This is a genomic window from Myxococcus guangdongensis (assembly GCF_024198255.1).
GTDB classification, from domain to species: domain Bacteria; phylum Myxococcota; class Myxococcia; order Myxococcales; family Myxococcaceae; genus Myxococcus; species Myxococcus guangdongensis.
Map to the genome: position 1 here is coordinate 284,097 of NZ_JAJVKW010000009.1, position 24,419 is coordinate 308,515.

General features: G+C 70.4%; 23 protein-coding genes. 16 read left to right on the forward strand and 7 right to left on the reverse strand.

Going from position 1 to position 24,419, the window contains the following annotated elements; all coding sequences use genetic code 11:
- Window positions 1-19: 19 nt before the first annotated feature.
- Both trmFO and LXT21_RS27060 read left to right on the forward strand, forming a co-directional pair.
- On the forward strand, window positions 20-1,393 hold the full coding sequence (gene trmFO, locus LXT21_RS27055) for a methylenetetrahydrofolate--tRNA-(uracil(54)-C(5))-methyltransferase (FADH(2)-oxidizing) TrmFO (RefSeq protein WP_254041082.1): 1,374 nt from the start codon (window positions 20-22) through the stop codon (window positions 1,391-1,393).
- Window positions 1,390-3,048, forward strand: coding sequence for a TolB-like translocation protein (locus LXT21_RS27060; RefSeq protein WP_254041083.1), 1,659 nt, complete (start codon window positions 1,390-1,392; stop codon window positions 3,046-3,048). The genes trmFO and LXT21_RS27060 overlap by 4 nt, the downstream gene beginning before the upstream one ends.
- Before the next feature lie 22 nt (window positions 3,049-3,070).
- On the opposite strand, the gene LXT21_RS27065 is transcribed toward LXT21_RS27060, so the two are convergent.
- Complete coding sequence (locus LXT21_RS27065; RefSeq protein WP_254041084.1) at window positions 3,071-3,379, reverse strand: hypothetical protein; 309 nt, start codon at window positions 3,377-3,379, stop codon at window positions 3,071-3,073.
- Window positions 3,380-3,573: 194 nt separating this feature from the next.
- On the opposite strand from LXT21_RS27065, the gene LXT21_RS27070 reads away from it, so the two are divergent.
- From LXT21_RS27070 to LXT21_RS27110, 9 genes are all read left to right on the forward strand, one after another.
- A complete protein-coding gene (locus LXT21_RS27070; protein ID WP_254041085.1) occupies window positions 3,574-5,838 on the forward strand; it encodes an EF-hand domain-containing protein in 2,265 nt (754 codons plus the stop codon).
- 60 nt (window positions 5,839-5,898) lie between these two features.
- On the forward strand, window positions 5,899-6,801 hold the full coding sequence (locus LXT21_RS27075; RefSeq protein ID WP_254041086.1) for a tyrosine recombinase XerC: 903 nt from the start codon (window positions 5,899-5,901) through the stop codon (window positions 6,799-6,801).
- A gap of 72 nt (window positions 6,802-6,873) precedes the next feature.
- Window positions 6,874-7,401 (forward strand): ATP-dependent protease subunit HslV, encoded by a 528-nt coding sequence (gene hslV / locus LXT21_RS27080; RefSeq protein WP_223751764.1) that lies wholly within the window; start codon window positions 6,874-6,876, stop codon window positions 7,399-7,401.
- Between the two features lie 10 nt (window positions 7,402-7,411).
- Complete coding sequence (gene hslU / locus LXT21_RS27085) at window positions 7,412-8,818, forward strand: ATP-dependent protease ATPase subunit HslU (RefSeq protein ID WP_254041087.1); 1,407 nt, start codon at window positions 7,412-7,414, stop codon at window positions 8,816-8,818.
- 46 nt (window positions 8,819-8,864) lie between these two features.
- Window positions 8,865-10,100, forward strand: a complete 1,236-nt coding sequence (locus LXT21_RS27090; RefSeq protein ID WP_254041088.1) for an aspartate aminotransferase family protein — start codon at window positions 8,865-8,867, stop codon at window positions 10,098-10,100.
- A 111-nt stretch (window positions 10,101-10,211) separates the two neighbouring features.
- The gene (locus LXT21_RS27095) at window positions 10,212-11,573 is read left to right on the forward strand and encodes a J domain-containing protein (RefSeq protein ID WP_254041089.1); all 1,362 of its coding nucleotides are present in this window, start codon (window positions 10,212-10,214) and stop codon (window positions 11,571-11,573) included.
- A gap of 20 nt (window positions 11,574-11,593) precedes the next feature.
- Window positions 11,594-13,435: a molecular chaperone DnaK gene (gene dnaK, locus LXT21_RS27100; RefSeq protein ID WP_254041090.1), complete on the forward strand. Its 1,842-nt coding sequence runs from the start codon at window positions 11,594-11,596 to the stop codon at window positions 13,433-13,435.
- Window positions 13,436-14,254, forward strand: a complete 819-nt coding sequence (locus tag LXT21_RS27105; protein ID WP_254041091.1) for a tetratricopeptide repeat protein — start codon at window positions 13,436-13,438, stop codon at window positions 14,252-14,254.
- A gap of 125 nt (window positions 14,255-14,379) precedes the next feature.
- A complete protein-coding gene (locus tag LXT21_RS27110; RefSeq protein WP_254041092.1) occupies window positions 14,380-15,081 on the forward strand; it encodes a bleomycin resistance protein in 702 nt (233 codons plus the stop codon).
- Between the two features lie 21 nt (window positions 15,082-15,102).
- Here LXT21_RS27110 and LXT21_RS27115 read toward each other — a convergent pair whose 3' ends face one another.
- Genes LXT21_RS27115 through LXT21_RS27140 form a run of 6 tightly spaced genes read right to left on the reverse strand, consistent with a single transcriptional unit; the run spans window position 15,103 to window position 18,809 of the window.
- On the reverse strand, window positions 15,103-15,639 hold the full coding sequence (locus tag LXT21_RS27115) for an AAA family ATPase (RefSeq protein ID WP_254041093.1): 537 nt from the start codon (window positions 15,637-15,639) through the stop codon (window positions 15,103-15,105).
- A gap of 11 nt (window positions 15,640-15,650) precedes the next feature.
- Window positions 15,651-16,133, reverse strand: coding sequence for an FAS1-like dehydratase domain-containing protein (locus tag LXT21_RS27120; RefSeq protein ID WP_254041094.1), 483 nt, complete (start codon window positions 16,131-16,133; stop codon window positions 15,651-15,653).
- A 6-nt stretch (window positions 16,134-16,139) separates the two neighbouring features.
- Window positions 16,140-16,535, reverse strand: a complete 396-nt coding sequence (locus tag LXT21_RS27125; protein WP_141332446.1) for a MaoC/PaaZ C-terminal domain-containing protein — start codon at window positions 16,533-16,535, stop codon at window positions 16,140-16,142.
- Between the two features lie 47 nt (window positions 16,536-16,582).
- A complete protein-coding gene (locus LXT21_RS27130) occupies window positions 16,583-17,713 on the reverse strand; it encodes an SDR family oxidoreductase (protein ID WP_254041095.1) in 1,131 nt (376 codons plus the stop codon).
- A 23-nt stretch (window positions 17,714-17,736) separates the two neighbouring features.
- Window positions 17,737-18,333 carry a dephospho-CoA kinase gene (gene coaE, locus LXT21_RS27135; protein WP_254041096.1) on the reverse strand — a complete coding sequence of 199 codons (597 nt, stop codon included), beginning with the start codon at window positions 18,331-18,333 and terminating at the stop codon, window positions 17,737-17,739.
- An 11-nt stretch (window positions 18,334-18,344) separates the two neighbouring features.
- Window positions 18,345-18,809 (reverse strand): hypothetical protein, encoded by a 465-nt coding sequence (locus tag LXT21_RS27140; protein WP_254041097.1) that lies wholly within the window; start codon window positions 18,807-18,809, stop codon window positions 18,345-18,347.
- Between the two features lie 133 nt (window positions 18,810-18,942).
- Between LXT21_RS27140 and LXT21_RS27145 the strand changes: the two genes are divergently transcribed.
- The 5 genes from LXT21_RS27145 (at window position 18,943) to exoK (ending at window position 24,411) form a co-directional block, all read left to right on the forward strand.
- A complete protein-coding gene (locus tag LXT21_RS27145) occupies window positions 18,943-19,449 on the forward strand; it encodes a cytochrome c family protein (protein WP_254041098.1) in 507 nt (168 codons plus the stop codon).
- A 7-nt stretch (window positions 19,450-19,456) separates the two neighbouring features.
- On the forward strand, window positions 19,457-20,110 hold the full coding sequence (gene yihA, locus LXT21_RS27150; RefSeq protein ID WP_254041099.1) for a ribosome biogenesis GTP-binding protein YihA/YsxC: 654 nt from the start codon (window positions 19,457-19,459) through the stop codon (window positions 20,108-20,110).
- 59 nt (window positions 20,111-20,169) lie between these two features.
- A complete protein-coding gene (locus tag LXT21_RS27155) occupies window positions 20,170-21,837 on the forward strand; it encodes a DUF6178 family protein (RefSeq protein WP_254041100.1) in 1,668 nt (555 codons plus the stop codon).
- Between the two features lie 149 nt (window positions 21,838-21,986).
- A complete protein-coding gene (gene exoJ / locus LXT21_RS27160; RefSeq protein WP_254041101.1) occupies window positions 21,987-23,273 on the forward strand; it encodes a spore coat polysaccharide polymerase ExoJ in 1,287 nt (428 codons plus the stop codon).
- Window positions 23,263-24,411, forward strand: a complete 1,149-nt coding sequence (gene exoK, locus LXT21_RS27165) for a spore coat polysaccharide biosynthesis glycosyltransferase ExoK (RefSeq protein ID WP_254041102.1) — start codon at window positions 23,263-23,265, stop codon at window positions 24,409-24,411. The genes exoJ and exoK overlap by 11 nt, the downstream gene beginning before the upstream one ends.
- The last annotated feature ends 8 nt before the right edge of the window (window positions 24,412-24,419 follow it).

Here is a 24,419-nt window from a genome sequence, read left to right on the forward strand (position 1 = left end):
CGCTCCCGGGAGGACGCGGATGTCGGACGTGAAGCAGCGGGTGACGGTGATTGGCGGCGGCCTGGCGGGCACGGAGTGCGCGTACCAGCTCGCCCGCAGGGGCGTGCCGGTGGTGCTGCGCGAGATGAAGCCCCACAAGCGCTCGCCGGCGCACAAGTCGGATTCGCTCGCGGAGCTGGTGTGCAGCAACTCGCTGCGCTCGGACAACCCGGAGAGCGCCATCGGCCTGCTGCACGCGGAGCTGCGGGATTTGGGCTCGGTGGTGTTGTCGAGCGCGGACGCGCACCGGGTGCCCGCGGGCGACGCGCTGGCGGTGGAGCGCGAGGGGTTCTCCCAGGCCATCACCCAGGCGCTGAGGGGCTCCGGGAACGTGGAGCTGGTGGCGGGCGAGGTGGAGACGCTGCCCGAGGAGGGGCCGGTGGTGGTGGCCACCGGGCCGCTGACGTCCGACGCCCTCACGCGCGAGCTGGAGCGGCACGTGGGGCAGAAGCTCTATTTCTACGACTCCATCGCCCCCATCCTGTCGGCGGACTCCATCGACCTGACGGTGGCCTTCCGGCAGAGCCGCTATGGCAAGGGCGGAGGGGACGACTACCTGAACCTGCCGATGAACCGCGAGGAGTACTACCGGTTCATCGAGGAGCTGAAGGCGGGCCAGAAGGTGGTTCCGCACAGCTTCGAGGAACCGAAGTACTTCGAAGGCTGTCTGCCCATCGAGGTCATGGCGGAACGCGGCGACGACACGCTGGCCTACGGGCCGATGAAGCCGGTGGGGCTGAGAGACCCGCGCACGGGCAAGGAGCCCCATGCCGTGGTGCAGCTGCGCATGGAGGACCGCGCGGGCACGGCGTGGAACATGGTGGGCTTCCAGACGCGCCTGACGTGGGGCGAGCAGAAGCGCATCTTCACCACCTGCATCCCGGGGCTGCAGAACGCGGACTTCCTGCGGATGGGGCAGATCCACCGCAACACGTTCATCGACTCGCCGCGCCTGTTGTCGGCTGACTTGTCGCTCAAGAGCGAGCCGCGGGTGTTCTTCGCGGGGCAGGTGTCGGGCGTGGAGGGGTACGTGGAGAGCGCGGCGTGCGGCTACCTGGTGGCGCTGGCGCTGCATGCGCGGCTGAGCGGAAAGCCGTGGGTTCCGCCCCCGGCGACGACGGCGCTGGGCTCGCTGTTCCGTCATGTGACGGGCGAAGCGCACCCCCCGGACTACCCGCATCAACCCTCCAACATCATCTTCGGGCTCTTCCCGCCGCTGACGGGGCGGATGAAGAAGGCGGAGAAGCGGGTGGCGTATTCGGCCCGCGCGCGGACGGACCTGGCGGCGTGGCTGCCACACGCGGGTGTCCCGGCATCGGGCGCCCCGGAGCACGAGGAGCAGAGGAGCGCATGATTCGGCCGAGGCTGGGACGACTTCTGGGCGCGGGGCTGGTCGCCTCGCTCGTGGTGGCTGGCACCGGATGCAAGAAGAGCGAGGACGCGAAGCCGGCGGGGAGCCCGTCGGCCGCGACGCCCTCGGCGGCGGCCCCGAGCGCGCCGGCCGCTCCGAGCCCCTCCGGACGGGCTCCGGCGGGCGCGGGGCAGGGGCTGCTGCTGGACGCGGGCCGCGCGGCGGACCTTCGGCTCACGTCGGATGGCCGCTTCGCCACGTACCTGATGAACGGGCAGAAGCCCCGACTGGACGGCGTGCCGCCGCAGATGCTGCTGGGCGAGCTGCGCGTGGTGTCGGTGGAGGGCGGGGAGCCTCGCAAGCTGGGCGACAGCGTGACGAACGTGCCCGGCGGGCTCCTGTTCTCCGCGGACTCGCGCTACGCGCTGTACCTCACCGGCTACAACCCGGCCTCGCAGTCCGGCACGCTCAACGTGGCGACGCTCGATGACGCGAAGGCGGAGCCGGCGGTGCTCGGCACGGCGGTCAGCTACATGCTGCCCTCGCCGGATGGCTCGAAGGTGGCGTTCGTCGACGGCGGCAAGCTGAAGCTGGGGCCGCTGCCCGCGGGGCCCTTCGTCGACGTGGCGGCCGAGGTGAGCACGGCGCAGTTCACCGCGGACGGCAAGGCGCTCCTGTTCAAGCGGCGGCTGTCCGCGGCGGGTGGCCTGGCCGTGGTGTCCGTGGACAAGCCCGAGGTCGCGCCGCGCAAGCTGGCGGACCAGGTGGGCGACTACGCGGTTTCGCCGGATGGCCAGCGCGTGGCCTTCCAGGTGCGCAGCGAGTCGGTGCGCGGGCTCTACGACTTGTACCTGGCGGAGCTCCCGTCGGAGAAGCCCAAGCGGCTGGCCGTCGCGTCGCAGTCGTTCGGCTTCTCGCCGGATGGCAAGTGGCTGGCGCGCTCGGAGAACGGCAAGCCGGACGTGCCGGGGGATTTGTACGTGGGCCCCGCGGCGGGCGGCCCGGGCCGCAAGGTGGGCGAGCGCGTGGAGACCTTCGCCTTCTCGCCGGACTCGCAGGCGGTGGGCTTCCTGGACAAGTACGACGTGACGGCGCGCGCGGGGTTGATGGCGGTGGCGTCGCTGCCGGACGGTGCGCCCAAGCGGGTGGGGGACCGGGTGCCCAACTTCGTGTGGGGCGCGGACGCGAGCTACGTGGCGTTCCTCTCGCGCTTCCTCAAGCCCGAGTACTCGGTGGACCTGATGCTCTATCCGCTGGGCGCGGAGAAGGCGGAGAAGGTGCACCGGGGCGTGTTCGGCTACGGCTTCATGCCGGGCAACGGTCAGGTGGTGTTCCGCTCGAACTGCATCCGCAACGGCCGCGCGTGTGACTTCAAGGCGCTGGAGCTGCCCCAGAAGGCCGAGCCGCAGACGTGGCTCCAGGGCATCTTCAGCTACAAGCTGTCCACGGAGGGCCAGCGCGTGCTGGCGACGTACGCGCGGATGGACTCGGACACGTACGACATCGCCGTGTACGACGCGAAGACGCAGGCGCGAAAGCCGTTGGACCAGGGCGTCCAGGTGCCCGTGTACTTCGGCGGCAAGGACGACTCGCGCGCCGTCTACATCATCGCGCAGGGACCCAAGGCGGGCGTCTACAGCGTGAGCGCGCTTCCCTGAATCGGAGTCCCTCGGCTCGGGGTCAACGGAGCGTGAGCTGGAACCTCACGCCTCCGTCCCCGATGCTGAAGCCCGCATGCGGGCCGAAGGCGAGCAGCGAGAAGAGCGCCACGCCCAGGCAGGCGAACACCACCTTGTGGCCGGTGCGCAGCGAGTGGAAGAAGGTCGTCTCGTAGTTCGCGCCCACGAAGCGCAGCGCGAAGAAGAACCCCACCGGGAGCAGTGGGGTGTCGTTCACCGTGAACCAGAGGCTGGAGAGCGCGAGCAGCTGGAAGTAGCGCTTGCGGCTCAGGTGGAAACGGTCGTCGTACTCAGTGGTGGCGGTGTGCATCGGTTCCCTCTCGGAGGTGAAGCGGTGTGCCGCCGACGGGTGCAGACCTCTCGCCAGCGGGAGGCACGTCGTTCCGATGGCTTGGCCCATGCGGTCGTCCTGGCCCGGAGACACCGGGTCCGGGATGACAACCCGGGAGCCCCTCGCACGGTGTCGCCCGAGGGTCCTCGGGTGTGCTTAGGTCCGCCGCGCGTATGACTTCGACTCCGCTCACGTATCGCCGCTATGGCGGCTCGCTCCAGGTCGACATCCCCACCTTCGATGTGCTCGTGGAGGCCTCGCGCATCCCCGAGACGCAGTGGATTGCCACGGCGTGTCCGTTGGAGGGCTTGAGCTGTGACCCGGCCTTCCTCAAGTTCCTGGACACGGATGGCAATGGCCGCGTCCGCGTGGCGGAGGTCCGCAGCGCGGTGGACTGGGCCGCTCGACACCTGAAGGACCGGCGCGGCGCGGACGCGAGCAGCGACGTGCTGGAGCTCGGCGCGCTGTCGCCGGATGGGGCTCCGCTGCGGAGCGCGGCGGACATGATTCTGCGCACCGTGGGCGCGGCGGACACGGGCCGCATCTCGTTGGCCCAGGTCCGCGCCAGCGACGAGGCCCTGCGCAAGACGGGGCAGAACGGTGACGGCATCATCGCTCCAGACCGTCTGCCGGAGTCCCTGCGGCCCCTCGCCCGCGACATCATGGCGTCCTTCCCCGAGGTGAAGAACCGCGCGGGCGAGGCGGGCGTGGACAAGCCGATGCTCCAGCGCTTCCGCGACGAGCGTCAGGCGCTGCTCACCCACCTGGGCAAGCGCGGCGACGTCTTCGTCTGGGGCGAGGAGAGCGAGTCGCGCGCCAAGCGCATCCGCGAGGTGTCGCCGCTCCTGGACGCGTACTTCCTGCAGTGCCGCCTCGTCGCCGCGCAGCCCGAGGCGGCCGCGGCCCTGCGGCTGCGCGCGGAGCGGGTGGAGGGCGCGCTCGGTGACACGGCCGCGCTGGGCAAGGCCGCGGGCGACCTGCCGATCGCGCCTCCCGACGCGGCGGGCGTGCTCGAGTGGTCGCGGCTGCTGCGCGGCCCCGCGTACGAGCAGCTCCAGGCGTTCCGTCGCGACGTCGCGGCGCCGTTGACGGGGGACTCGGAGCGCCTGACGGACACGGCGTGGCGCGAGCTGGTGGCGAAGGCGGACGCGGTGCTCGCGTGGTTCGCGGCGCGCGACGCGAGCCCCCTGCACAAGCTGGCGGGTTCGCTGGAGACGGTGTCGCTCTCGGACGTGGACGCGCTGGAGGCCGCGAGCCAGGCGGACCTCGCGCTGGCGCCGACGCTCGCGTCCATCGTCGAGCTGGAGCGACTGGTGCTCTACCAGCGCTGGCTGCTGGTGTTCGCCAACAACTTCATCAGCATGCCCAACCTGTACCTGCCCAAGGCCCCGGCGCTGATGGAGCGGGGGACGCTCATCCTCGGTGGGCGCAAGTACACGCTGTCGGTGCTCGCGAAGAACCGCGCCGAGCACGCCGCGCTGACGAGCCAGGGCACCACGTGCATTCTCTACGTGATGGTGGCGCCCAAGGACGGCACGCCCGGCTACGAGGTCGCGGTGCCCGTCACGCGCGGCCGCAGCACGGACCTGGTCGTGGGCAAGCGCGGCGTCTTCTACGACGTCGATGACCAGGAGCACGACGCCACGGTGACGCACGTCATCCGCCAGCCCGTGTCGCTGTGGGAGTCGATGACCATGCCCTTCACGCGCATGGCCGGCTTCATCACCAGCAAGGTGGAGGGGATGGCCACCGCGGGCGAGAAGACCTTCGACTCGACGCTGGAGGAGGGCTACGCGAAGACGGTGGCCGCGGCCCCGTCACCCACCGCGCCTCCTGCTCCCGCCGCGGCGCCGGCCCCCGCGCCGGCCGCCGCGCCTGGAGGGCTGGCGGGCGTCATCGCGGCCGGCAGCATCGCGGCGGCGGCGCTCGGCTCCTCGTTCGCGTTCATCGTCTCGCAGGTGAAGTCCCTGACGTTGGGGGATGTCATCACCGCCGCGTCGCTCATCGCCATCGCCGTCATGGCGCCCGCGGGGCTGCTCGGCTGGCTGAAGCTGCGTCGCCGCAACCTGGCGCTGCTGCTCGAGGGCTCCGGCTGGGCGCTCAATGACCGGCTGATGCTCACGCGCGGGCTGTCCACGCTGGTGACGCGCCGGCCCAAGCTGCCCAAGGGCGCGCGCGTGGACCACCGCGACATGGTCCGCCCGGCGCTGCTCGCCCAGCAGGATGAGGACGACGAGTCGGAGGGCCTGTCCTGGTGGGCCCGGCTGGGGCTCGCGGCGCTGCTGCTGTTCATCCTGCTCTGGCAGGTGCGCAACCCCATCCTCACCTGGATGTGCCAGAAGGCCTGGCTGTCAAACGCCACGTGCGTGGCGCTGCTGCCCACGCCGCCTGTCGCGCCGGTGGTCGTTCCCGCCGCGCCCGTCGTGCCGACGAAGTAGGGGTTTCGTGGGGCCCGGAATCTTGCGAGGCTCTCCGGGCCCCCTACGCTCCACCTCGCCATGACGAACCTGTCGCCGCTCTTGGAGAAGTTCCGGGTCCACCTGGAGGACGAGAAGGGCTCGTCCCCGCACACGGTGCGCAACTACCTGGTCGACCTGGTGGACTACGAGCGCTACCTGGTCGAGCGGATGAAGTCGTCCCTGCTCGCCGGCACCCACGCGGCGATTCGCGGCTACCTGGGCACGCTGAGCGTGGACCACGCGCCCGCCAGCCGCGCGCGGCGACTGGCCTCCATCAAGTCCTTCTACAAGTACCTGGTGCGCCAGAAGCTGTTGCCCGCCAGCCCCGCCAAGCTGGTCAAGAGCCCGAAGCTGCCCAAGGCGCTCCCCAAGGTGCTGCCGGTGGAGGAGGTCTTCGCGCTGCTCGACGTGCACGACTTGAAGTCCGTGCTCGGCCTGCGCGACAAGGCCATCCTGGAGATGCTCTACGGTGGCGGCCTGCGCATCAGCGAGCTGTGTGACCTGGACCTGCTCGCCGTGGACCGGAGCGGCCGCATCGTCCGGGTCATGGGCAAGGGCAGCAAGGAGCGCCTCGTCCCCGTCAACGCGCAGGCCATCCGCTCGCTGGAGGCGTACCTGGCGCGCCGGGGTGAGCTGCTCGCGGAGCCCAAGGCGGGACAGGCGCCGGAGGCCATCTTCCTCAACTTCCGCGGCGGCCGGCTGACGCCTCGGAGCATCCGCCGACACCTGGACCAGCACGTGCTCAAGTGCGCGCTGGCGCGCAAGGTGAGTCCGCACGCGTTGCGTCACTCCTTCGCCACGCACCTGCTCGGTGGGGGCGCGGACATCCGCAGCATCCAGGAGCTGCTGGGCCACGCGAGCCTGTCCACCACGCAGCGGTATACCCACGTCAGCTGGGAGCAGCTCCAGCAGGTCTACGACGCCGCCCACCCCCGCGCCTGAGAAACGGTGCGGGAGCGGACAGGCGGGCGGTGTTCCTTGGAAACGCGGGGCGCGCCTTGTTAAACCCGCTCCATGTTCCACGGCACCACCATCCTCTGTGTGCGACGCGACGGAAAGGTCGCCATCGCCAGCGACGGTCAGGTCTCGCTCGAAAAGACGGTGATGAAGAACACGGCGAAGAAGGTCCGCAAGCTGGGCGAGGGCCAGGTCCTCGCCGGGTTCGCGGGCAGCACCGCCGATGCCTTCACCCTGTTCGAGCGCTTCGAGGGCAAGCTCAAGGAGCACCAGAAGAACATGGCGCGCGCCTGCGTCGAGCTGGGCAAGGACTGGCGCACGGACCGCTTCCTGCGCCGGCTGGAGGCGCTGCTCGTCGTCGCGGACAAGGACAAGACGTTCATCCTCTCCGGCGCCGGTGACGTCATCGAGCCCGACCACGGCATCGCCGCGGTGGGCAGCGGCGGCCCCTACGCGTTCGCCGCCGCCCGGGCGCTGATGGCCCACACGCAGCTGACCGCTCGCGAGGTGGCGCAGCAGTCGCTCTCCATCGCGGGCGAAATCGACATCTACACCAACTCCAACATCTCCATCGAAGAGCTCTAGGAGCCTCCCCGTGGCCGAATCGCGCAAGACGTCCGCCTTCACGCCTCGCGAGGTGGTGGGCGAGCTGGACCGCTACATCGTCGGGCAGAACGCCGCCAAGCGCGCGGTGGCCATCGCCCTGCGCAACCGCTGGCGCCGCCAGCAGGTCTCCGACGACCTGCGCGACGAAATCCACCCGAAGAACATCATCATGATCGGCCCCACCGGCGTGGGGAAGACGGAGATCGCCCGCAGGCTCGCGAAGCTGGCGCAGGCGCCGTTCGTCAAGGTGGAGGCCTCCAAGTTCACGGAGGTGGGCTACGTGGGCCGCGACGTGGAGTCGATGATTCGCGACCTCGTCGAGGCCGCCATCGGCCTGGTGCGCGACGAGGAGACGGAGAAGGTCCGCCCCCGCGCCGAGGAGCTGGCCGAGGACCGGCTGATGGAGCTGCTGCAGAACAACGGCACGCCGCGCACGCCGTCCTCGCCGCCGCCGTTCGGCTTCGCGCCGCCACCTCCGCAGCCCGCGCCCCAGCGCCTGGGCGACAACGAGCGCGAGAAGCTGCGCGCCCAATTGCGCGCGGGAACGCTGGATGACCAGTTCGTGGAGCTGGAGACGAGCGACAGCGCGCCCACCTTCATGCGCGGCTTCTCTGGCCAGGGCATGGAGGAGATCGGCGTCAACCTGCAGGACCTCTTCAAGAACATGCCGGGCATGAGCAAGACGCGGCGGCGTCGGGTGCGCGTGCCGGAGGCGCTCCAGCTCCTGCGCCAGGAGGAGGCCCAGAAGCTGGTGGACCCGGACCGCGTGCAGCGCGAGGCCGTGGTGCGCGCCGAGTCGAGCGGCATCGTGTTCATCGACGAAATCGACAAGATCGCCAGCCGCGACGGCGGCGGCAAGGGCGGGGGAGGCCCGGACGTCTCGCGCGAGGGCGTGCAGCGCGACATCCTCCCCATCGTCGAGGGCTCTACCGTCAACACCAAGTACGGCATGGTGAAGACGGACCACATGCTCTTCATCGCCGCGGGCGCCTTCCACGTCTCCAAGCCCAGCGACCTCATCCCGGAGCTGCAGGGCCGCTTCCCCATCCGCGTGGAGCTGGAGCCGCTCTCCGGCGACGACCTCATCCGAATCCTGCGCGAGCCGAAGAACTCCCTCTTGCGCCAGTACACCGCGCTGCTCTCCACCGAGGGCGTGCGCCTGTCCTTCACCGACGACGCGGTGACGGAGCTGGCGCGCATCGCACAGCAGGCGAACGAGCGCACGCAGAACATCGGCGCTCGCCGCCTGCACACCGTGCTCGAGCGGCTGCTCGACGAGGTCTCCTTCTCCGCCAGCGAGCTGGGACCCCGGGACTTCCAGGTGGACGGCAATTATGTGCGTGAGCGGCTGGGCGCCATCGTCCAGGACGAGGACCTGTCGCGCTACATCCTCTAGCGCGCTATATGGCGCGCACACCGCCGTGCCCTCACCACAAGGAAGGTTGACTCCCTTGCCGCAACCCGTGCCCTCGGCCGCCCCCAGCTCCAACGACACCCTCATCCAGAAGGCCCGCCACCACCTGCTGCAGAACTACAAGCAGCAGCCCATCGTCCTGGCGCGAGGGCAGGGTACGCGCGTGTGGGACGCGGACGGGCGGGAGTACCTGGACCTCATCGGAGGCGTGGCGACGTGCGCGCTCGGGCACTGCCACCCGGACGTGGTGGCGGCGGCGCACGCGCAGCTGGACACGCTGTGGCATGTCTCCAACGCGTTCTACTCGCAGCCGCAGATCGACCTGGCGGCGCAGCTGTGCGAGTGGAGCGGCCTGTCGCGCGCGTTCTTCTGCAACTCGGGTGCGGAGGCCAACGAGGCGCTCTTGAAGCTGGCCCGCAAGGTGATGAAGGACCGGGGCATGCCGGAGCGCTTCGAGGTCATCACCTTCGAGCGCAGCTTCCACGGCCGCACCCTGGCCACCGTCACGGCCACGGGGCAGCCGAAGTACCACGCGGGTTTCGAGCCGCTGCCCGCGGGCTTCCACCACGTGCCTTATGGCGACCTGGACGCGGTGCGCGCCGCGGTGAAGCCCACGACGGCCGCCATCCTGGTGGAGCCCGTGCAGGGCGAGGGCGGCGTGCGTCAGGCCCCCCCGGGTTTCCTCAAGGGGCTGCGGGCGCTGTGCGACGAGAAGGGCCTGCTGCTGCTGGTGGATGAAATCCAGACGGGCATGGGCCGCACGGGCATCCCCTTCGGCTTCATGCGCGACGGCATCCTCCCGGACGCCATCAGCATGGCCAAGGCGCTGGGCAACGGCCTGCCCATCGGCGCCATGCTGTGCCGCGACGACGTGGGCGCGAGCATGGTGCCGGGCAGCCACGGCTCCACCTTCGGCGGCAACCTGGTGGCCGCCGCCGCCGCCAACGCGGTGCTGAAGGTCATCCGCCAGCCGGGCTTCCTCGACGAGGTGAACTCCAAGGGGGCGTACTTCCTGGAGAAGCTCCGGGGCATCCAGTCCCGGCTGCCCGCGGGCCGCGTGGTGGAGGTCCGGGGCCAGGGCCTGCTGGTGGGCCTGGAGATGGACCGCGACGCGCCCGTGGTGCTCGGCAAGCTGCGCGAGGCGGGGGTGCTCGGCAACGCCGCGGGTGAGCGGACCGTGCGCTTCGCCCCTCCGTTCACCATCAGCCGGGAAGAGCTGGACCAGAGCCTGGCCATCATCGAGCGGGTGCTGACCGCCCTCTGAGGGCGGTCTCCCCTCGGCCGGAGCCTGGGGTAGGGGGGCACTGGGTGTTTGACGCCCCGCGTCCCCCAAACCTAGGCTGTTCCATTCGGCAACCCTTCAGCGGACCGTCCTGTGAGCGCGTCAAACACGATTGTCGGCCTGGGGGCCCGGACGGACCACATCGCCACCGTGCCCAACCTGGACCTCGCTCGCCTCCAGCTCTCGCCGGAGGAGGCAGGCGTGTTGTCGCTCGTCGGCAGGGTGGAGCGCATCGACCAGGTGCTGTCACGTTCCACCCTGGGTGAGGCGCGCACCATCGCCGTGCTGCTGGCGCTGCGGGCCAAGGGCGCCATCGTCCCGGCGCGCGTGGTGCAGCGCAACCAGCCGGCGCCCGCGGTGGATGCGGCCATGGCCGAGGAGGTGGACCTCGAGCCGGAGCGCAAGAAGGAGATCATTGAACTGGAGCGCGCGCTGGACGGACTGGACTACTTCGCCGTCCTGGGCCTGCGCCCGGGCGCCCCGGCCACCGAGGTGAAGCAGGCGTACTACAACGCGTCGCGCCGCTTCCATCCGGACCGCTACTTCGGGAAGAACCTGGGCAGCTTCCGCGCGCGGATGGAGCGCATCTTCCGCAAGCTCACCGACGCCCACAACGTCCTCAGCCAGCAGGACAAGCGCGACGCGTACCTCAAGGCGAACCCGGCGCTCGCGCTGGCGTCCACCGCCGCCGCCGCGCCCTCGCCGCCGCCCGCAGCGGCCTCGCCGGCTCCGGCCGCGGCCTCGTATCCGGCCACGGAGCTGACGCCCATCGGCCTGACGCCGCCTCCCGCGCCTTCGCCCCTGCGCTCGGCCCGGCCCGCGCCGCTGTCTCCTCCGGCGCCCGCGCCCGCGCCGCCGCCGGTGAACGACGCGGAGTCGGAGGCCCGCCGCGCCGAGCGACAGGCCCGGCTCGCCCGCCACCCGTACATGGCCAAGAACGTGCGCCTGACGGAGCTGGTGGCCCGGGGCAAGGCGGCCATGTCCCGTGGGGACTGGGAGCGCGCGTACCAGGACTTCCACCAGGTCCAGACGATGGACCCGAAGAACCGCGAGGTGGCGACGCTGCTGGTGGAGGTGCGCCGCCGTCACGACGAGCAGCGGGCCTCCGTCGAGGTGACGCGGGGCCGGGAGCTGGAGCAGCACGGGGACGACGTCGGGGCGCTCGCGGCGTACCGGCTCGCCTTCTCGCTGGACAACCAGAACGCCGAGGCGGCCTTCCGCTCGGCGAAGCTGGGGCTCCAGCAGGGCCAGGACGTCGGAGAGGTGCGCGTCCTGGCGCAGCGCGCCGTGGACCTGTTGCCGGGGCGGGTGGAGCACCAGGTGTTGTTGGGACGGGTGCTGATGGATTCAGGGTCCAAGAAGCAGGCCAAGCGCGTCTTCGAGGACGCGGCGAAGTTGGACCCCGACAACGCCGAGGCCAAGGCGGCGCTCAAGAAGCTGCGTTGGACGTTCTAGTAGGATGAGCACGCTCACCCATGGCTGAGTCCGAACCTCTCATTGGCATCGACCTGGGCACGACGAACAGCATCGTCGCGACCGTCCAGGACGGGCAGCCCGTCGTCATCAAGAACCGCACCGGCATGGCGCTGACGCCGTCCGTGGTGGCGGTGTCGAAGAACGGCAAGCGCCTGGTGGGCGGCATCGCCAAGCGTCAGGCCATCACCAACCCACAGGAGACGGTGTACGCCGCCAAGCGGCTCATCGGCCGCAAGTTCTCCTCGCACGAGGTGCAGGACGCGCTGCGCTCGCTGCCCTACGAGGTGGTCGTCGGACAGCACGACGACCTGCGCATCCGGATGGGGGGCAAGGACCTGTCCGTCCCGGAGCTCAGCGCGATGATCCTCCAGGAGCTGAAGGCGGACGCGGAGGCGCACTTCGGCAGGCCGGTGACGAAGGCCGTCGTCACGGTGCCGGCGTACTTCAACGACGCCCAGCGCCAAGCGACGAAGGACGCGGGCCGCATCGCCGGGCTGGATGTGCTGCGCATCATCAACGAGCCCACCGCGGCGGCGCTGGCGTACGGCTTCAGCCGCACGGTGAACGGCCGCGTGGCGGTGCTGGATTTGGGCGGCGGCACGTTCGACGTGTCGGTGCTGGAGATCAACCAGGGCGTCTTCGACGTGGTGGGGACGGGCGGCGACACGTACCTGGGCGGCGAGGACTGGGACAACCGCATCATCGAGTGGCTCGTCTTCGGCTTCGCGAAGGAGCACGGCATCGACCTGCGCAAGGACCGCATGGCGTTGCAGCGGCTCAAGGACGCGGCGGAGAAGGCGAAGGTCGAGCTGTCCAGCGTGCGCGAGGCGCAGATCAACCTGCCGTTCATCAGCACGCCGCCGGGCGGGAGCGCGGCGCTGCACCTGCAAGCGGCGCTGTCGCGCGAGAAGCTGGAGGACTTGACGGCGGACCTGGCCGAGCGCGTGGTGGGCATCACCACGGAGGTGCTGGGTGAGGCGGGGGTGCGCGCGTCGGAGCTGAAGGAGGTCATCCTGGTCGGCGGCATGTCGCGCATGCCGAAGGTGGTGGAGGCCGTGCGCGGCTACTTCCGCCGCGAGCCGTGCAAGGGTGTGCACCCCGAGGAGGTGGTGGCCCTGGGCGCGGCGGTGCAGGCGCACGCGCTGGTGGCGCAGGAGAGCGAGCTGTTGCTCCTGGATGTCACGCCCCAGAGCCTGGGCGTGGCCATCGCCGGCGGCTTCGTGCGGCGCATCATCCCGAAGAACACCACGGTGCCCACGTCCGCCACGGAGGTCTTCGCGACGTCGAAGGACTTCCAGCGACTGGTGAAGATCATGGTGCTCCAGGGCGAGCACGAGCTGGCGCACCAGAACGAACTGTTGGGCGAGTTCGTCCTCACCGGTCTTCGCGAGGCGCTTCGCGGGCAGGTGGAGATCGAGGTGACGTTCGACATCAACGCGGAGGGCATCGTGTCCGTCTCCGCGCGGGACAGGGACACGGGGCTGCGCCAGTCCATCACCGTCACCGCGTCCAGCGGCCTCACCGAGGAGGAGCTCAAGCGCATCATGGACGAGCAGCGTGGCTACCTCATGGCTGCGCGCATCTCCGAGGAGTTGAAGACCAAGCGCGTGGAGCTGGACACGCTCGCGCGCGACGTCATGGACGCGCTGACGCGGGCGCGGCTGTTGCCGGGCGGTGGCGGGTTGACGCCGGACGCGGTGCCTCGCGCCGAGCAGGTGCTGGAGCACGCGCGACAGGTCCGCGCCAACGAGGACGTGGCCGCGCTGGGCCGGGCGTGTGAGCTGCTCGCCGGGTGTCTCGCGCAGCTCAAGGGCTCCGCGCGCGGCGGTGTGGGGCGATAGATGGGCAGCCAGCGCGCCAACCAGCTCGTCGAGGCCGGACTGTGGCTGCGCCTGAGCGGCGACGCCCAGGGCGCGCAGAAGCTCTTCGAGCGGGCGCTGGAGCTGGACCCGCAGAACGTCCGCGCGCGGGATTGTCTGGCCGCGCTGGAGGCCTCTCCGGGGAAGAGCTCTCCGTTCTCGCCGGGCCCGCTGGACGCAGGGACGCGCGGCACGCCGTTGGCCTCGCTGGAGGGCGACTGGGGCGCGTGGGCGGAAGGGGAGGGCGGGCCGCTGGACGAGGAGGACGAGGAGCGCTCTCCCAGCGTCCTGATTCCCGACGTCGATGAGCCCTCGCCGGGGAGCGACGTGCTGGAGTTGCTCGCGCGCGACGAGTCCACGACGCAGGAGTACGGCATCCCCGAGGGCGAGACGGACGAGTACGGCGTCCCCCCCACGGAGAGCGAGCTGGACCGGCTGCTGCGAGGCGCGGCGGACCTGCTGGAGCTGGATGACCACTCGGGCGCGGTGGACCTGCTGTTCAAGGCGCAGGAGCTGGCGCCGGGGGACCCTCGCGTCGAGGCGCTGCGGGCTCGCAGCGAGCGGATGTTGATGGCGATGCTGGAGTCGAAGCTCGGTGATTTGGGGCGGGTGCCTCGCGTCCGGCTCCAGGCGGACGACATCATCTGGCTCAGCCTGGACCACCGCGCGGGCTTCGTGCTCGCGCAAATCGACGGCGCCGTGACGTTCGAGGACCTGTTCTCGCTGTCGGGGATGACGCGGCTGGATACCGCCCGCATCCTCGCGCAGCTCCTCGACGAAGGCGTCATCGCCGCCGCCTGAGTCTCGCTTCGCCTGCTGTCCCTCCTCTTCCGTTCGGTCTGATTGACAGGTCATTGTCGAAATGACAGGTTGCTGTCTTGTGGTGCGGTTTTCTCCAGGACCTCCGTTGAAGAGGAGCACCTGCCATGCATGCGGATGCCAGCATCCCGGCGTTGCCCTGTGTCGAACTGGAATCGACGCTCGCGTTCTACGGCTTGCTGGGCTTCGACGTGACGTACCAGCAGCGCACGCCGAACCCCTACGCGGCGACCCGGCGCGGGGGCGCTCACCTCCACTTCTTCGGACTGAAGGGACTGGACCCGGCGACGGCCTTCAGCACCTGCCTCATCATCGTGGATGAGGTCGAACGCCTGCACGAACGCTTCGCGAGCTCCCTGCGCGAGCAGTACGGAAAGCTGCCCCTGCGCGGCGTCCCGCGAATCACCCGGATGCGGACGGGGCAGTCGCGCTTCACCGTCGTCGACCCGTCAGGGAACTCGGTCATCTTCATCCGTCGTGACGAGCGCTCGGGCCACGGGGATGACGGACAGGAGCCCCAGTCCGCCCTGGCCAAGGCGCTGAAGACCGCGCGCCGCTTGCGCGACTTCAAGAACGACGATGCCTCCGCGGCGAAGGTCCTGGACGTCGCGCTGAAGAAGCCCGACGGGGGGACGGTGGTGGAGCGGGCACGTGCGTGCCTTGCGCGCGCGGAGCTGGCCGTGGTGTTGGACGACGCGCAGAGGGCGAAGTCCCTGCTGAGAGAGCTGGACACCCTGGCCTTGTCGAAGTCGGAGCAGGGCTCCCTTCGGGAGGAGCGTGAAGCGGTGGAGCACCTCCTTCGCGTGTGAGCCGCCGCGGCGGGCGTCTCGTCACCGTGAGAGGTGCTCGAGGACCTGCTTCGCGCGTGTCCTCGGACTCCCTTCGACTTCGAGCACCTCCACGTCGAGCCCATGCGGGTCGTCAAGGAGCAGCTCCTTCAACTTCTCATCCACCGACTGCCGCAGCTCCGCGTCCTCCGAGGAGGAGAGCGCAATCCGGTCCCGGGATTCGATGCCGACGAACACCACCAGGTCGAGCTTTCCGAGCGCCTCGCGCACTCGCGGCAGCCACGCGTCCAGGTCGAACGCATCACCGTCCTCGTGGGCCTGCAGATAGCCGAGGAAGTCCACGGGACAGCGGTCGAACAACACGTCGCGCCCGTCCTCCTCCGCCAGGTTCTCGAGGGAGCGAACCAGCTGCGCCTCGAAGTCCTCGAGGGACGGAGGCTGCGCGAACTCGTGCCCCTCTTCCTCCAGCTGGTGGTACGGCTCATCCACCGTCACGTAGGAAGAGGGCAGCAGCTCCGTCAGCTCCTCGAGGAGCGTCGACTTGCCCGCGCGATGGGTTCCGCAGACGGCGATCCTCATGGCGCCTGGGCCTACCCGCCGCGGATGACGGCGGTCCAGGTGCCCTTCACCACCACGTCGCCGCGCTGGTTGCGCGACTCGCTGGTGACGACGACGAACTCCATGCCCGCCTTCTCGAAGATGTTCGCGATGCGGCCCGTGGTGCTCATGACGTCACCCGGCCGCATGACGTCCAGGAACTCCAGCTCCTGCTCGCCGTGCACCAGCATCAGCAGATTCACGCCCAGCTCGGGGTCCGCCACCGCCGAGCCGAAGGGCCGGATGGCGAAGACGACGGCGAAGCTGGGGAACGCAATCAAGTCTCCATACGGTCCGGCCTTCGCGGCCTGCTCGTCGTGGAGGAGGGGACTGACGTGCGCGGGGGCTTCTCCCAACGTGCCCGCGGACGGGTGCGCGCCGCCCAGGGCCAGCGCGAACTCGCGCAGCTTCTCCGCGCCAATCGTGTACGAGTACGGGCCGTATTCCCGGCCGATGAAGCGCTTGTCGATGGCCATGGTTGTCTATCCCAGGGAGGCTTCGACGACGGCGCCCTTGAGGACGGCCTCGCCGCGCTGATTGGTGGCGGTGACTTCGGTGACCATCCGGTCGCCCTCGATGGACGTCACCTTGCCCTCGAACGTCACGGTGTCTTCCGGGCGCACGGGGCGCGAGAAGCGCACCTTCACCCTGCGGATGCGGCCCGGGTCTCCCACGAAGACGGCCACGGCCTCCACCGCCCAGCCCAAGGTGCACAACCCCTGGAGGATGACGCCGCCCAGGCCGGCCACCTTGCCGACCTCCGGGTCGATGTGGATGGGATTGAAGTCCCCGGATGCGCCCGCGTAGTAGATCGGCCGGTACAGGTCGCACTCGCGGACATGCGTGAAGGTGTCGCCTACCTGGAACGTGCGTGCCATGAGGCCGTCTTGTCTAGCACGGCCGGCCCCGCGCCCATCCCACGAACTCACCCCGTCGCGGTGCCCTGGTCCAGCGGATCCTCCACCTCGGAGCCCTCCCGGCGCTTGCGGTACTGCTCACGCACGTACGTCACCAGCTGGTCCAGATACGACGACAGGGGAGGGCAGCGCACCCCCGAGCCATCGAGCAGCTCCAGCGTGTTGTGGCAGTTGTAGATGGCCAGGTGGTTCACGTAGCTGATGGCCGCGCGCTGCGGACGCGCCAGCTTCTCCAACACCGGCAGCCGCAGCATGACATCGGCGGCGCGCGCGGACAGGTTGAAGCGCGGCAGCTTCTTGTTCGCCTTCTCCGCGATGAGCTCGTACACGCGCCGCGCGCTCATGGGGTTCGGGTCCACCAGGTGGAAGGTGCGCCCCGCCGCGCGAGGGTCCTTCGACAGCCGCCACACCGCCTCCACCACGTAGTCCACCGGCACCACGTTGAGCGGCGCCACGCCGTTGCCCGGCAGCGGCAGCGGCACCACGAGCGGCGACGTCACCAGCAGGATGCCCAGGTAGTAGGGCCCCTCGAACTTGTCGATCTCCCCCGTGCGCGAGTCACCCACCACGCTGGAGGGCCGGTACACCGTCACGGGCAGCGTGGCCCCCGCGCGCGTCACCAGCCGCTCCGCCTGGAACTTGGTCTCCTCGTACGGGTTCCTGAACCCCTGGCCCCGGTCCAGCTCGTCCTCGGCGATGACGCCCAGCCGGTCGCCGGACACGTAGCAGGTGGAGAAGTGGTTGAAGCGCGCCAGGTGCTCGCAGTCGCGCGCCAGCTCCAGCATGTTGCGCGTGCCGTCCACGTTGACGCGCCACGCGGTGTCCTTGGGCACGCCCAGCTGCGCCACGGCGGCCAGGTGGAAGATGTCCGTCACCCGCTCGCACAGGCGCTGGTACTCCTCGCCCGACAAGCCCAGGTGCATGTCCACCACGTCGCCGGTGAGCAGCTCCACGGTGGCGCCCTTCAGCTTGGAGGCGTGCTTCTGGGCCTCCTTCAGCGCCTTGGGCTGGACCAGCGCGTACACATGGCCCTTCGGGTCCTCGCGGGCGATGTGCTCCACCAGCCGCTTGCCGATGAACCCGGGGTAGCCGGTGATGAAGTACGTTCCGCCGCCGGCCTTCTTGCGCGTCTCGCTCATTGCGCGCGCAGCATACTCGCCCGTCAGCCGCACGCGAGCATGGCGCGCCAGACCGACTCCACTTGCTCCCGGGTGGACGTCAGATCCCGGCTGTTGTCGATGACCCACGTGGCCACCGCCCGCTTCTCGTCCAGGGGCAGCTGGGAGGCCAGCCGCGCCTCGGCCGCCGCCGCGTCCAGCCCGTCGCGCGCCATCAGCCGCGCCTTCTGCACGTCCCGGGGCACCCACACCACCGCCGTGCCCTCCATCCACGCATGCATCCCGGACTCGACGAGCAGCGGGACGTCGTAGACCACCCGGGTGACGCCCCGGGCCTCCAGGGCCTGGACCTTCTCCACGAAGGCCTCCCGCACCAGGGGGTGGGTGATGGCGTTGAGGGCGGCGCGCTCCTCGTCGTTGCCGAAGACGCGCGCGCCCAGCTTCGCCCGATCCAACCGGCCATCCGGGCCCACCACCCCGGGGAAGCGCTCCATGATGGCGGCGAGCCCGGGGGTGCCCGGCTCCACCACCTCGCGGGCCAGCACGTCCGCGTCGAGGACCTCCGCGCCCAGCTCCCGCAGCATCCGGGTGACGGTGCTCTTGCCAGAGGAGATGCCGCCCGTCAGCCCGAAGACGTGCACGGGGCGCGGGCCTACTTCGCGGCCTTCTGCGTGGTGAACGTGAGCGACTGCACCGTCTTGCCGTCCTCGTTGAAGAAGATGGCCAGCCCCAGCTTGGGGTAGAGGAAGTAGGTGCGGAAGTCGTCCGTCAGCTTGCGCTGGTAGCAGGGCGCCGCCGGCACCGGACCCGAGGGGCACGCGGGGCCGTAGCTGGTCTCGATGGTCTCCTTGTCGATGATGGGCCCGGGGAACACGTCGATGCGCTCGATGACCCCGCCGGCGTCCACCTTGAACTGCGCCTGGCTGGTGCCCTTGATGGCCTCCTTGCCCAGGTAGGCGATGGTCTCCTTGCCGTCCTGGCTCACGGTGCGCGAGGGCTCCCCGAACTTCTTGACCACCTCGTCCTTCTTGGTGACGCCGGGCTCCACGCCCTGCCAGGGCTTGGCGACAGCGGGAAGGGCGAAGGCAACCACGGCGAGCGCAATCAAGGTCCTCATCACGACATCCTCCCTAATGGAAAGGGCGGGCGGGGCTCAAGCGCTGCCCTCTCTTTTCAACGGACGATTCCCGCTGGCATTCAACCACGAGACGCCTTGCCCCGTCCGGGGGGGAGTGTTACTTCGCGAGGTCATGCGTGCTCCTGGCATCCGGCTCCTGCCCGTCCTCCTGCTGTCCCTCTGCGGCGTGGCGGGCGCGGCTGATTTCGTCGGCGCGGACAGCTGCAAGGGCTGCCACCCGGAGGCCTACGAGGCGTGGATGCAGTCCAAGCACGCCCGGGCCGTGAGCTCCCTGTCCGAGCAGCAGCAGAAGGACGGCCGCTGCCTGTCGTGCCACTCGCCGGACCAGGTGGCCCAGACGCAGGCGAGTGTGAGCTGTGAGACATGTCACGGTGGGGGGCAGTACTACTCGCCGGAGTACGTGATGAAGGACCCGGAGCTGGCGCGGCTGGTGGGGCTGGTGGACCCATCCGAGAAGCAGTGCCGCTCCTGCCATGACGCCTCCTCGCCCTCCCTGCGGCCGTTCGATTTCAAGGAGTCGCTGAAGGCCATCGACCACTGGTCCGCCGAGCGCGCCCGTCGCGCCGCCCGGACCGAGGCCGCCTCGACGACGCCTCCTCCCGCCACCGCGAAGAAATAGCCGCTACGTGATCAAGATTCTCGACGCCCGCTTCGTCATCACCGCCGTGGAGCCCAAGGGCTATCCGCAGGGGCACACCGCGGAGGTGGCCTTCGTGGGCCGCTCCAACGTGGGCAAGTCCTCCATGATCAACACGCTCACCCATCGCAAGAAGCTGGTGCGCGTGTCGAACACGCCCGGACGCACGCGCACGCTCAACTTCTTCGACGTGGACCTGGAGCGCGGCACCGCCCGCTACCAGGTGCGCCTGTGTGACCTGCCCGGCTACGGCTTCGCCCGCGCCAGCAAGACGGACAAGGCCCAGTGGGAGAAGATGATCACCACCTACCTGGAGAAGCGTCACCGCCTGGAGGTCGTGGTGAGCATCATCGACGCGGAGGTGGGGCCCACGCCGGACGACCTGGCCACGCTCGACTACCTCCAGGCCCACAAGCGCAAGGTGATGGTGGTCGCCACCAAGATCGATCGCCTCACCAAGGCGAAGACGCGCCCCCGGCTCCAGGAGCTGGCGAAGCTGATGGACCTGCCGCCGGAGGCGGTGCTGCCGTTCTCCTCGACGGAGCGGCGGGGCGTGGACGAGGTCTGGGGTGCGTTGCTGGACACCTTCGGCAGGGCCTCCCGCCTGCGCGCGGAAGCCGCCCAGGACGACTCCATCGGGTAGTGGCTGCTCGGGCGGTGTTCCCCTCCCGGTGGGAGGGGCCCTGTGGTAGGCACGCCGCCGTGTCCGAGAACGGCAAGGGAAATGGCAGGGATTCGCAGCTCGCCTTGCGCGAGCTGCAGCAGCGGTTGATGGGGCTGTCGCCCCGGCGGCGGATGGAAGCGCTGCTGGAGGGCGCGGATGCGGGCGCGGTGGTGCGCGCCCTGCCTCCGGAGAGCCTCTACCTCACCATCCAGGAGGTGGGCCTGGCGGACGCGACGGAGCTCGTACAGCTCGCGTCTCCCGCGCAGTTCCGCGCCTTCGTGGACCTGGGCGCGTGGAAGCGCGACAAGGTGGACTCGCACGCCGCCCTCACGTGGCTGCGCGCCGCGCGCGGCGGCTTCGACGACACCAGCGAGTACCTGCGCAAGCTGCACGCGTTGGACCTGGAGGTGCTGGAGCTGGTGCTGCGCGAGTTCGTCGTGCTGCACGACCGGGAGGAGAACCCGGACGTGAACCCGCAGGGCGTGACGCTGGAGACGCCCGAGGGGCGCTACCTGGTGGAGATCACCACCGAGGGCGTGGAGATGTCCGCCGTGCGCGCGCTCGTCAACGACCTCATCGCGGAGAACCCCTTCGAGGCGGTGCGCCTGCTGGAGGCCGTGCGCTGGGAGATTCCTGGCGAGCTGGAGGAGACGGCCTTCCAGTTCCGCAAGGGGCGCCTGGTGGACATGGGCTTCCCGGCGCTGGAGGACGCGGTGGCGCTCTTCAGCCGCGTGGACCTGGCCGCGCCGAAGAAGCCCCTCGTCACCAGCGCGCTCGCCGCCTCGCAGGGCCACGTGGACTACCTGGAGGCGTCCTTCCGGGGACTGACGGCGCTGGAGCGGCAGAACGCCGAGGACGAGCTCGCCGGCGTGGCCAACGCGGCGCTCGTCGCGGAGCTGGAGGACCCGGGTGACCTGGACGCCGTGCGCCGGGTGGGGGAGATGACGCGCGACTCCCTGTCGCTCGGCCTGGAGTACCTGACGGGCGCGGACCCCTCGCAGGCGACGGAGGTGCTGCGCGACGTGCCCCTCCGGCGCGTCTTCCAGACGGGCTTCACGCTGACGCTCCAGCTCAAGTACCGCGCGGACCGGCTGGCGAAGTCCCCGGGCGCGGTGGTGGACGGCGTGCTGCTGGTGCTGCCGGAGGAGGCCGCCGCGCTGGAGGCCCTGCGCCGCAAGCGGCCTCGTCGCGCCCTCAAGGTGGAGGGCGCGGAGCCGGTGCCCTTCCGCTCCCTGCGGGAGATCGCCGCCAGCGAGGCGGTGCTCACGCGCGCGGAGGCGCAGGTGGACGTGCTGCGCGGCGTGCTCGGCGGGACGCCCGAGTCCGCGCGCCAGGCCGTGGCCCGCTTCGGCGCGCCGCTCGAATCGCTGGGGGTCCCTCGCCTGTTCGCCGCCGTGGTGGCCATGGCCATCCTGGACGGCCGGGCGGAGGCGCGCCCCGTGCCGCTGGGCCGTGGGGCGGAGCTGGGCGCCCGGCTGTTCGAGGGCACCCCCCAGGCGCCCCGGCTGCTCGCGTCCGCGACTGAACGCGCGCTGGCGGGCCTGACGGGCGCGGTGCCCGAGACGGCTCGCGAGGAGCTGCGCCGCATGGTGGGCGTGACCCTCGCGAAGCTGCTGGAGGAGCTGGGCGCGGCCTGGCTCGAGGACACGACGTGGAGCCCCGTGGCCTCTGAAGTCCTTCCGATGGAGAGCAGTCCGGTGCCGTAGCTTTTTCAGTCTGGGAGGGTCTCCGTGCCCGGAAGCCCTCCAGGGCCGAGAAGATCCAGGTGGTTGCGAGCCCGAATCCTGGCACGCCCTCTGCTTTCAGGCAGGCCCACGCGGAGGTGTACGCGCGTGACTGCCAGAGGAGGAGGGACATGGTGCCGGGAGAGCAGGGGCAGCGCCGTGACGTGTGGGCCTTCTATTCGCTGACCGCGTTCGCCGCGGTGATGTACGCGGTGCCGGGCGAATGGATTCCGGCCTTGGCGCCGCTGCGGCTGGCGCTGATGACGTCGGTGGTGGCGGCGGGTTTGATGTTGATTCGGAGGTTGGGGCGCGGCGAGCCGCTCTACCTGGACGGAGCGCGAGGGTGGGCGCTCATCGGTTTCTCCTCGCTGGCGGTGCTGTCCGTGTCGTGGGCGGTGAACGCCGAGGTGGCGCGCTACACGGGCATCGAGCTGCTCAAGCTGACGGCCATCTACCTGACGCTCGTCAACGTCATCACCAGCGGCAAGCGACTGGTCGTCGTGTGCGGCGCCATGGTGCTGGCGTCGGTGGTGACGTCCATCGGCGTCATCAACTGGTACATGGTGGGCGAGGACCTGGTGGAGGGCTTCCGCGCGCGCTGGGTGGGCGTGTACGCGGACCCGAACCACATGGCCATGAACCTGGTGCTGGTGGTGCCGCTGGCCGTCGCCTTCGTGGCCCGCAAGGGGAGCGCCTGGGTGTGGCGCATCGCCTGTCTGGTGGCGGCGGTGCTGGCGGTGGTGGCCATCGTCCTGTCGCACTCGCGCGGCGGCTTCATCGGCCTGTCCGTCGCGATGGGCATGTGGGCCTTCCGCGAGAAGCGCCGCATCCAGGCCATCGTCGTGGGCTCGCTCTTCGTGGTGGGCCTGGTGGTGTTCGCGCCGGACAGCTTCTGGGCGCGCAACGAGACGGTGGCGGCCTTCCACGAGGACGCGTCCGCCATGGGCCGCGTCTACGCGTGGCAGGTGGCCAGCCGCATGAGCCTGGACAAGCCGCTGTTGGGCGTGGGCGCGGGCAGCTTCCGCTACGCCTGGGCGGAGTACGCGCCTCCGGAGGCGACGCGCGCGTACGTGGCGCACAACATCTTCCTGGACGTCATCGGAGAGCTGGGCTGGGTGGGCCTGGCCTTCTTCCTGGTGTTCGCGGGAGGCGCGTCGGGCGGGGCGTTCGCCGCGTCCGCCAGCCGCTCGATGGGGTGGATGGCGCGAGCGCTGTCGGCCGCGGTGGCCGGCTATCTCGTGTGTGATTTGTTCTCCGGCTACATCCTCTCCGCGCACTGCTACGTGCTCTTCGGCCTGGCCGCCGCGGCGCACCGCATCGCCCGGGCGGAGGAGGCGACGCAGACGCAGGGCGTGCCGGAGGGGCGCGCGTCCGCCGCACCGGTGGGGGCGTGGGAGGGGTCGGGACATGCGGCGTGAAGAGGCGATAATGGGAGCCAGGCCCATGCGCCTGGTGCAGTTCACCCGCTCGTTCCACATCGGCGGGACGGAGGTGCAGGTGCTGGAGCTGCTCAGGGGCCTGCCCCCCAGCTACCAGCTCCAGGTCGCCGTGCTCGAGGACGCGGGCCCGTTGATGGGCGCGGTGTGGAAGCTGGGCCACACCGCGGAGAGCTTCCCGCTCAAGGGCTCCGTCGCGCAGCCCAACACCGCGTACCAGGTGATGCGCATGGCCCGGTGGCTGAAGTCCAACCGCGTGGACCTGGTCCACGTGCACGACTTCTACTCCACGCTCATCGCCGTGCCCGCCGCGAAGCTCGCCGGCGTGAAGGTCATCGTCGGCCGGTTGGACCTGTCCCACTGGCAGGGCACCGCCCGGCGCGCCGTGCACTCGCGGCTGACGGCCATGGCGGACCACGTGGTGGCCAACGCGGAGGCCATCCGCCGCATGCTGGTGGAGGAGGAGGGCCTGCCCGCCTCCCGCGTGTCCGTCATCCACAACGGCCTGGACCTGGCCCGCTTCGATGCGCGCATGCGCGAGGGCCTCAAGGCGCCGCTGCCGGACACCGGTGACGCGCCAGTGCTCGTGCACGTCGCCAACATGAACCACCCGGTGAAGCGCCAGGAGGATCTGCTGCTCGCCCTGGCCATGCTCCACCACGGCGGCACGCCGCTGCATGCCTTCCTCGTGGGCGACGGCCCCCGGCGAAAGGGCCTGGAGAAGCTGGCCGCGGAGCTGGGCGTCTCCGACACCGTCCACTTCCTGCGTCACCGCACGGACGTGGCCGCCATCCTGTCGCGCGCCACCGTGGGCGTGCTGTGCTCCAGCGCGGAGGGCATGTCCAACGCCATCATGGAGGGCATGGCCGCGGGCCTGCCCATGGTGGTGACGCGCGTGGGCGGCAACACGGACCTGGTGCGCGACGGCGAGCGCGGGCTCGTCGTCCCCGCCGAGCGCCCCGCCCAGCTCGCCCAGGCCATCAGCCAGCTCCTCGCTGATCCCGAGAAGGCCCGCCGCATGGGCCGCTCCGCCCGGGACTTCGTCGCCCGCGAGCTGTCCCTGGAGCGCCTCATCCGGCTCCATGACGCGCTGTACCAACGCGTGGTCCACGGCCCCTAACCAGGGAA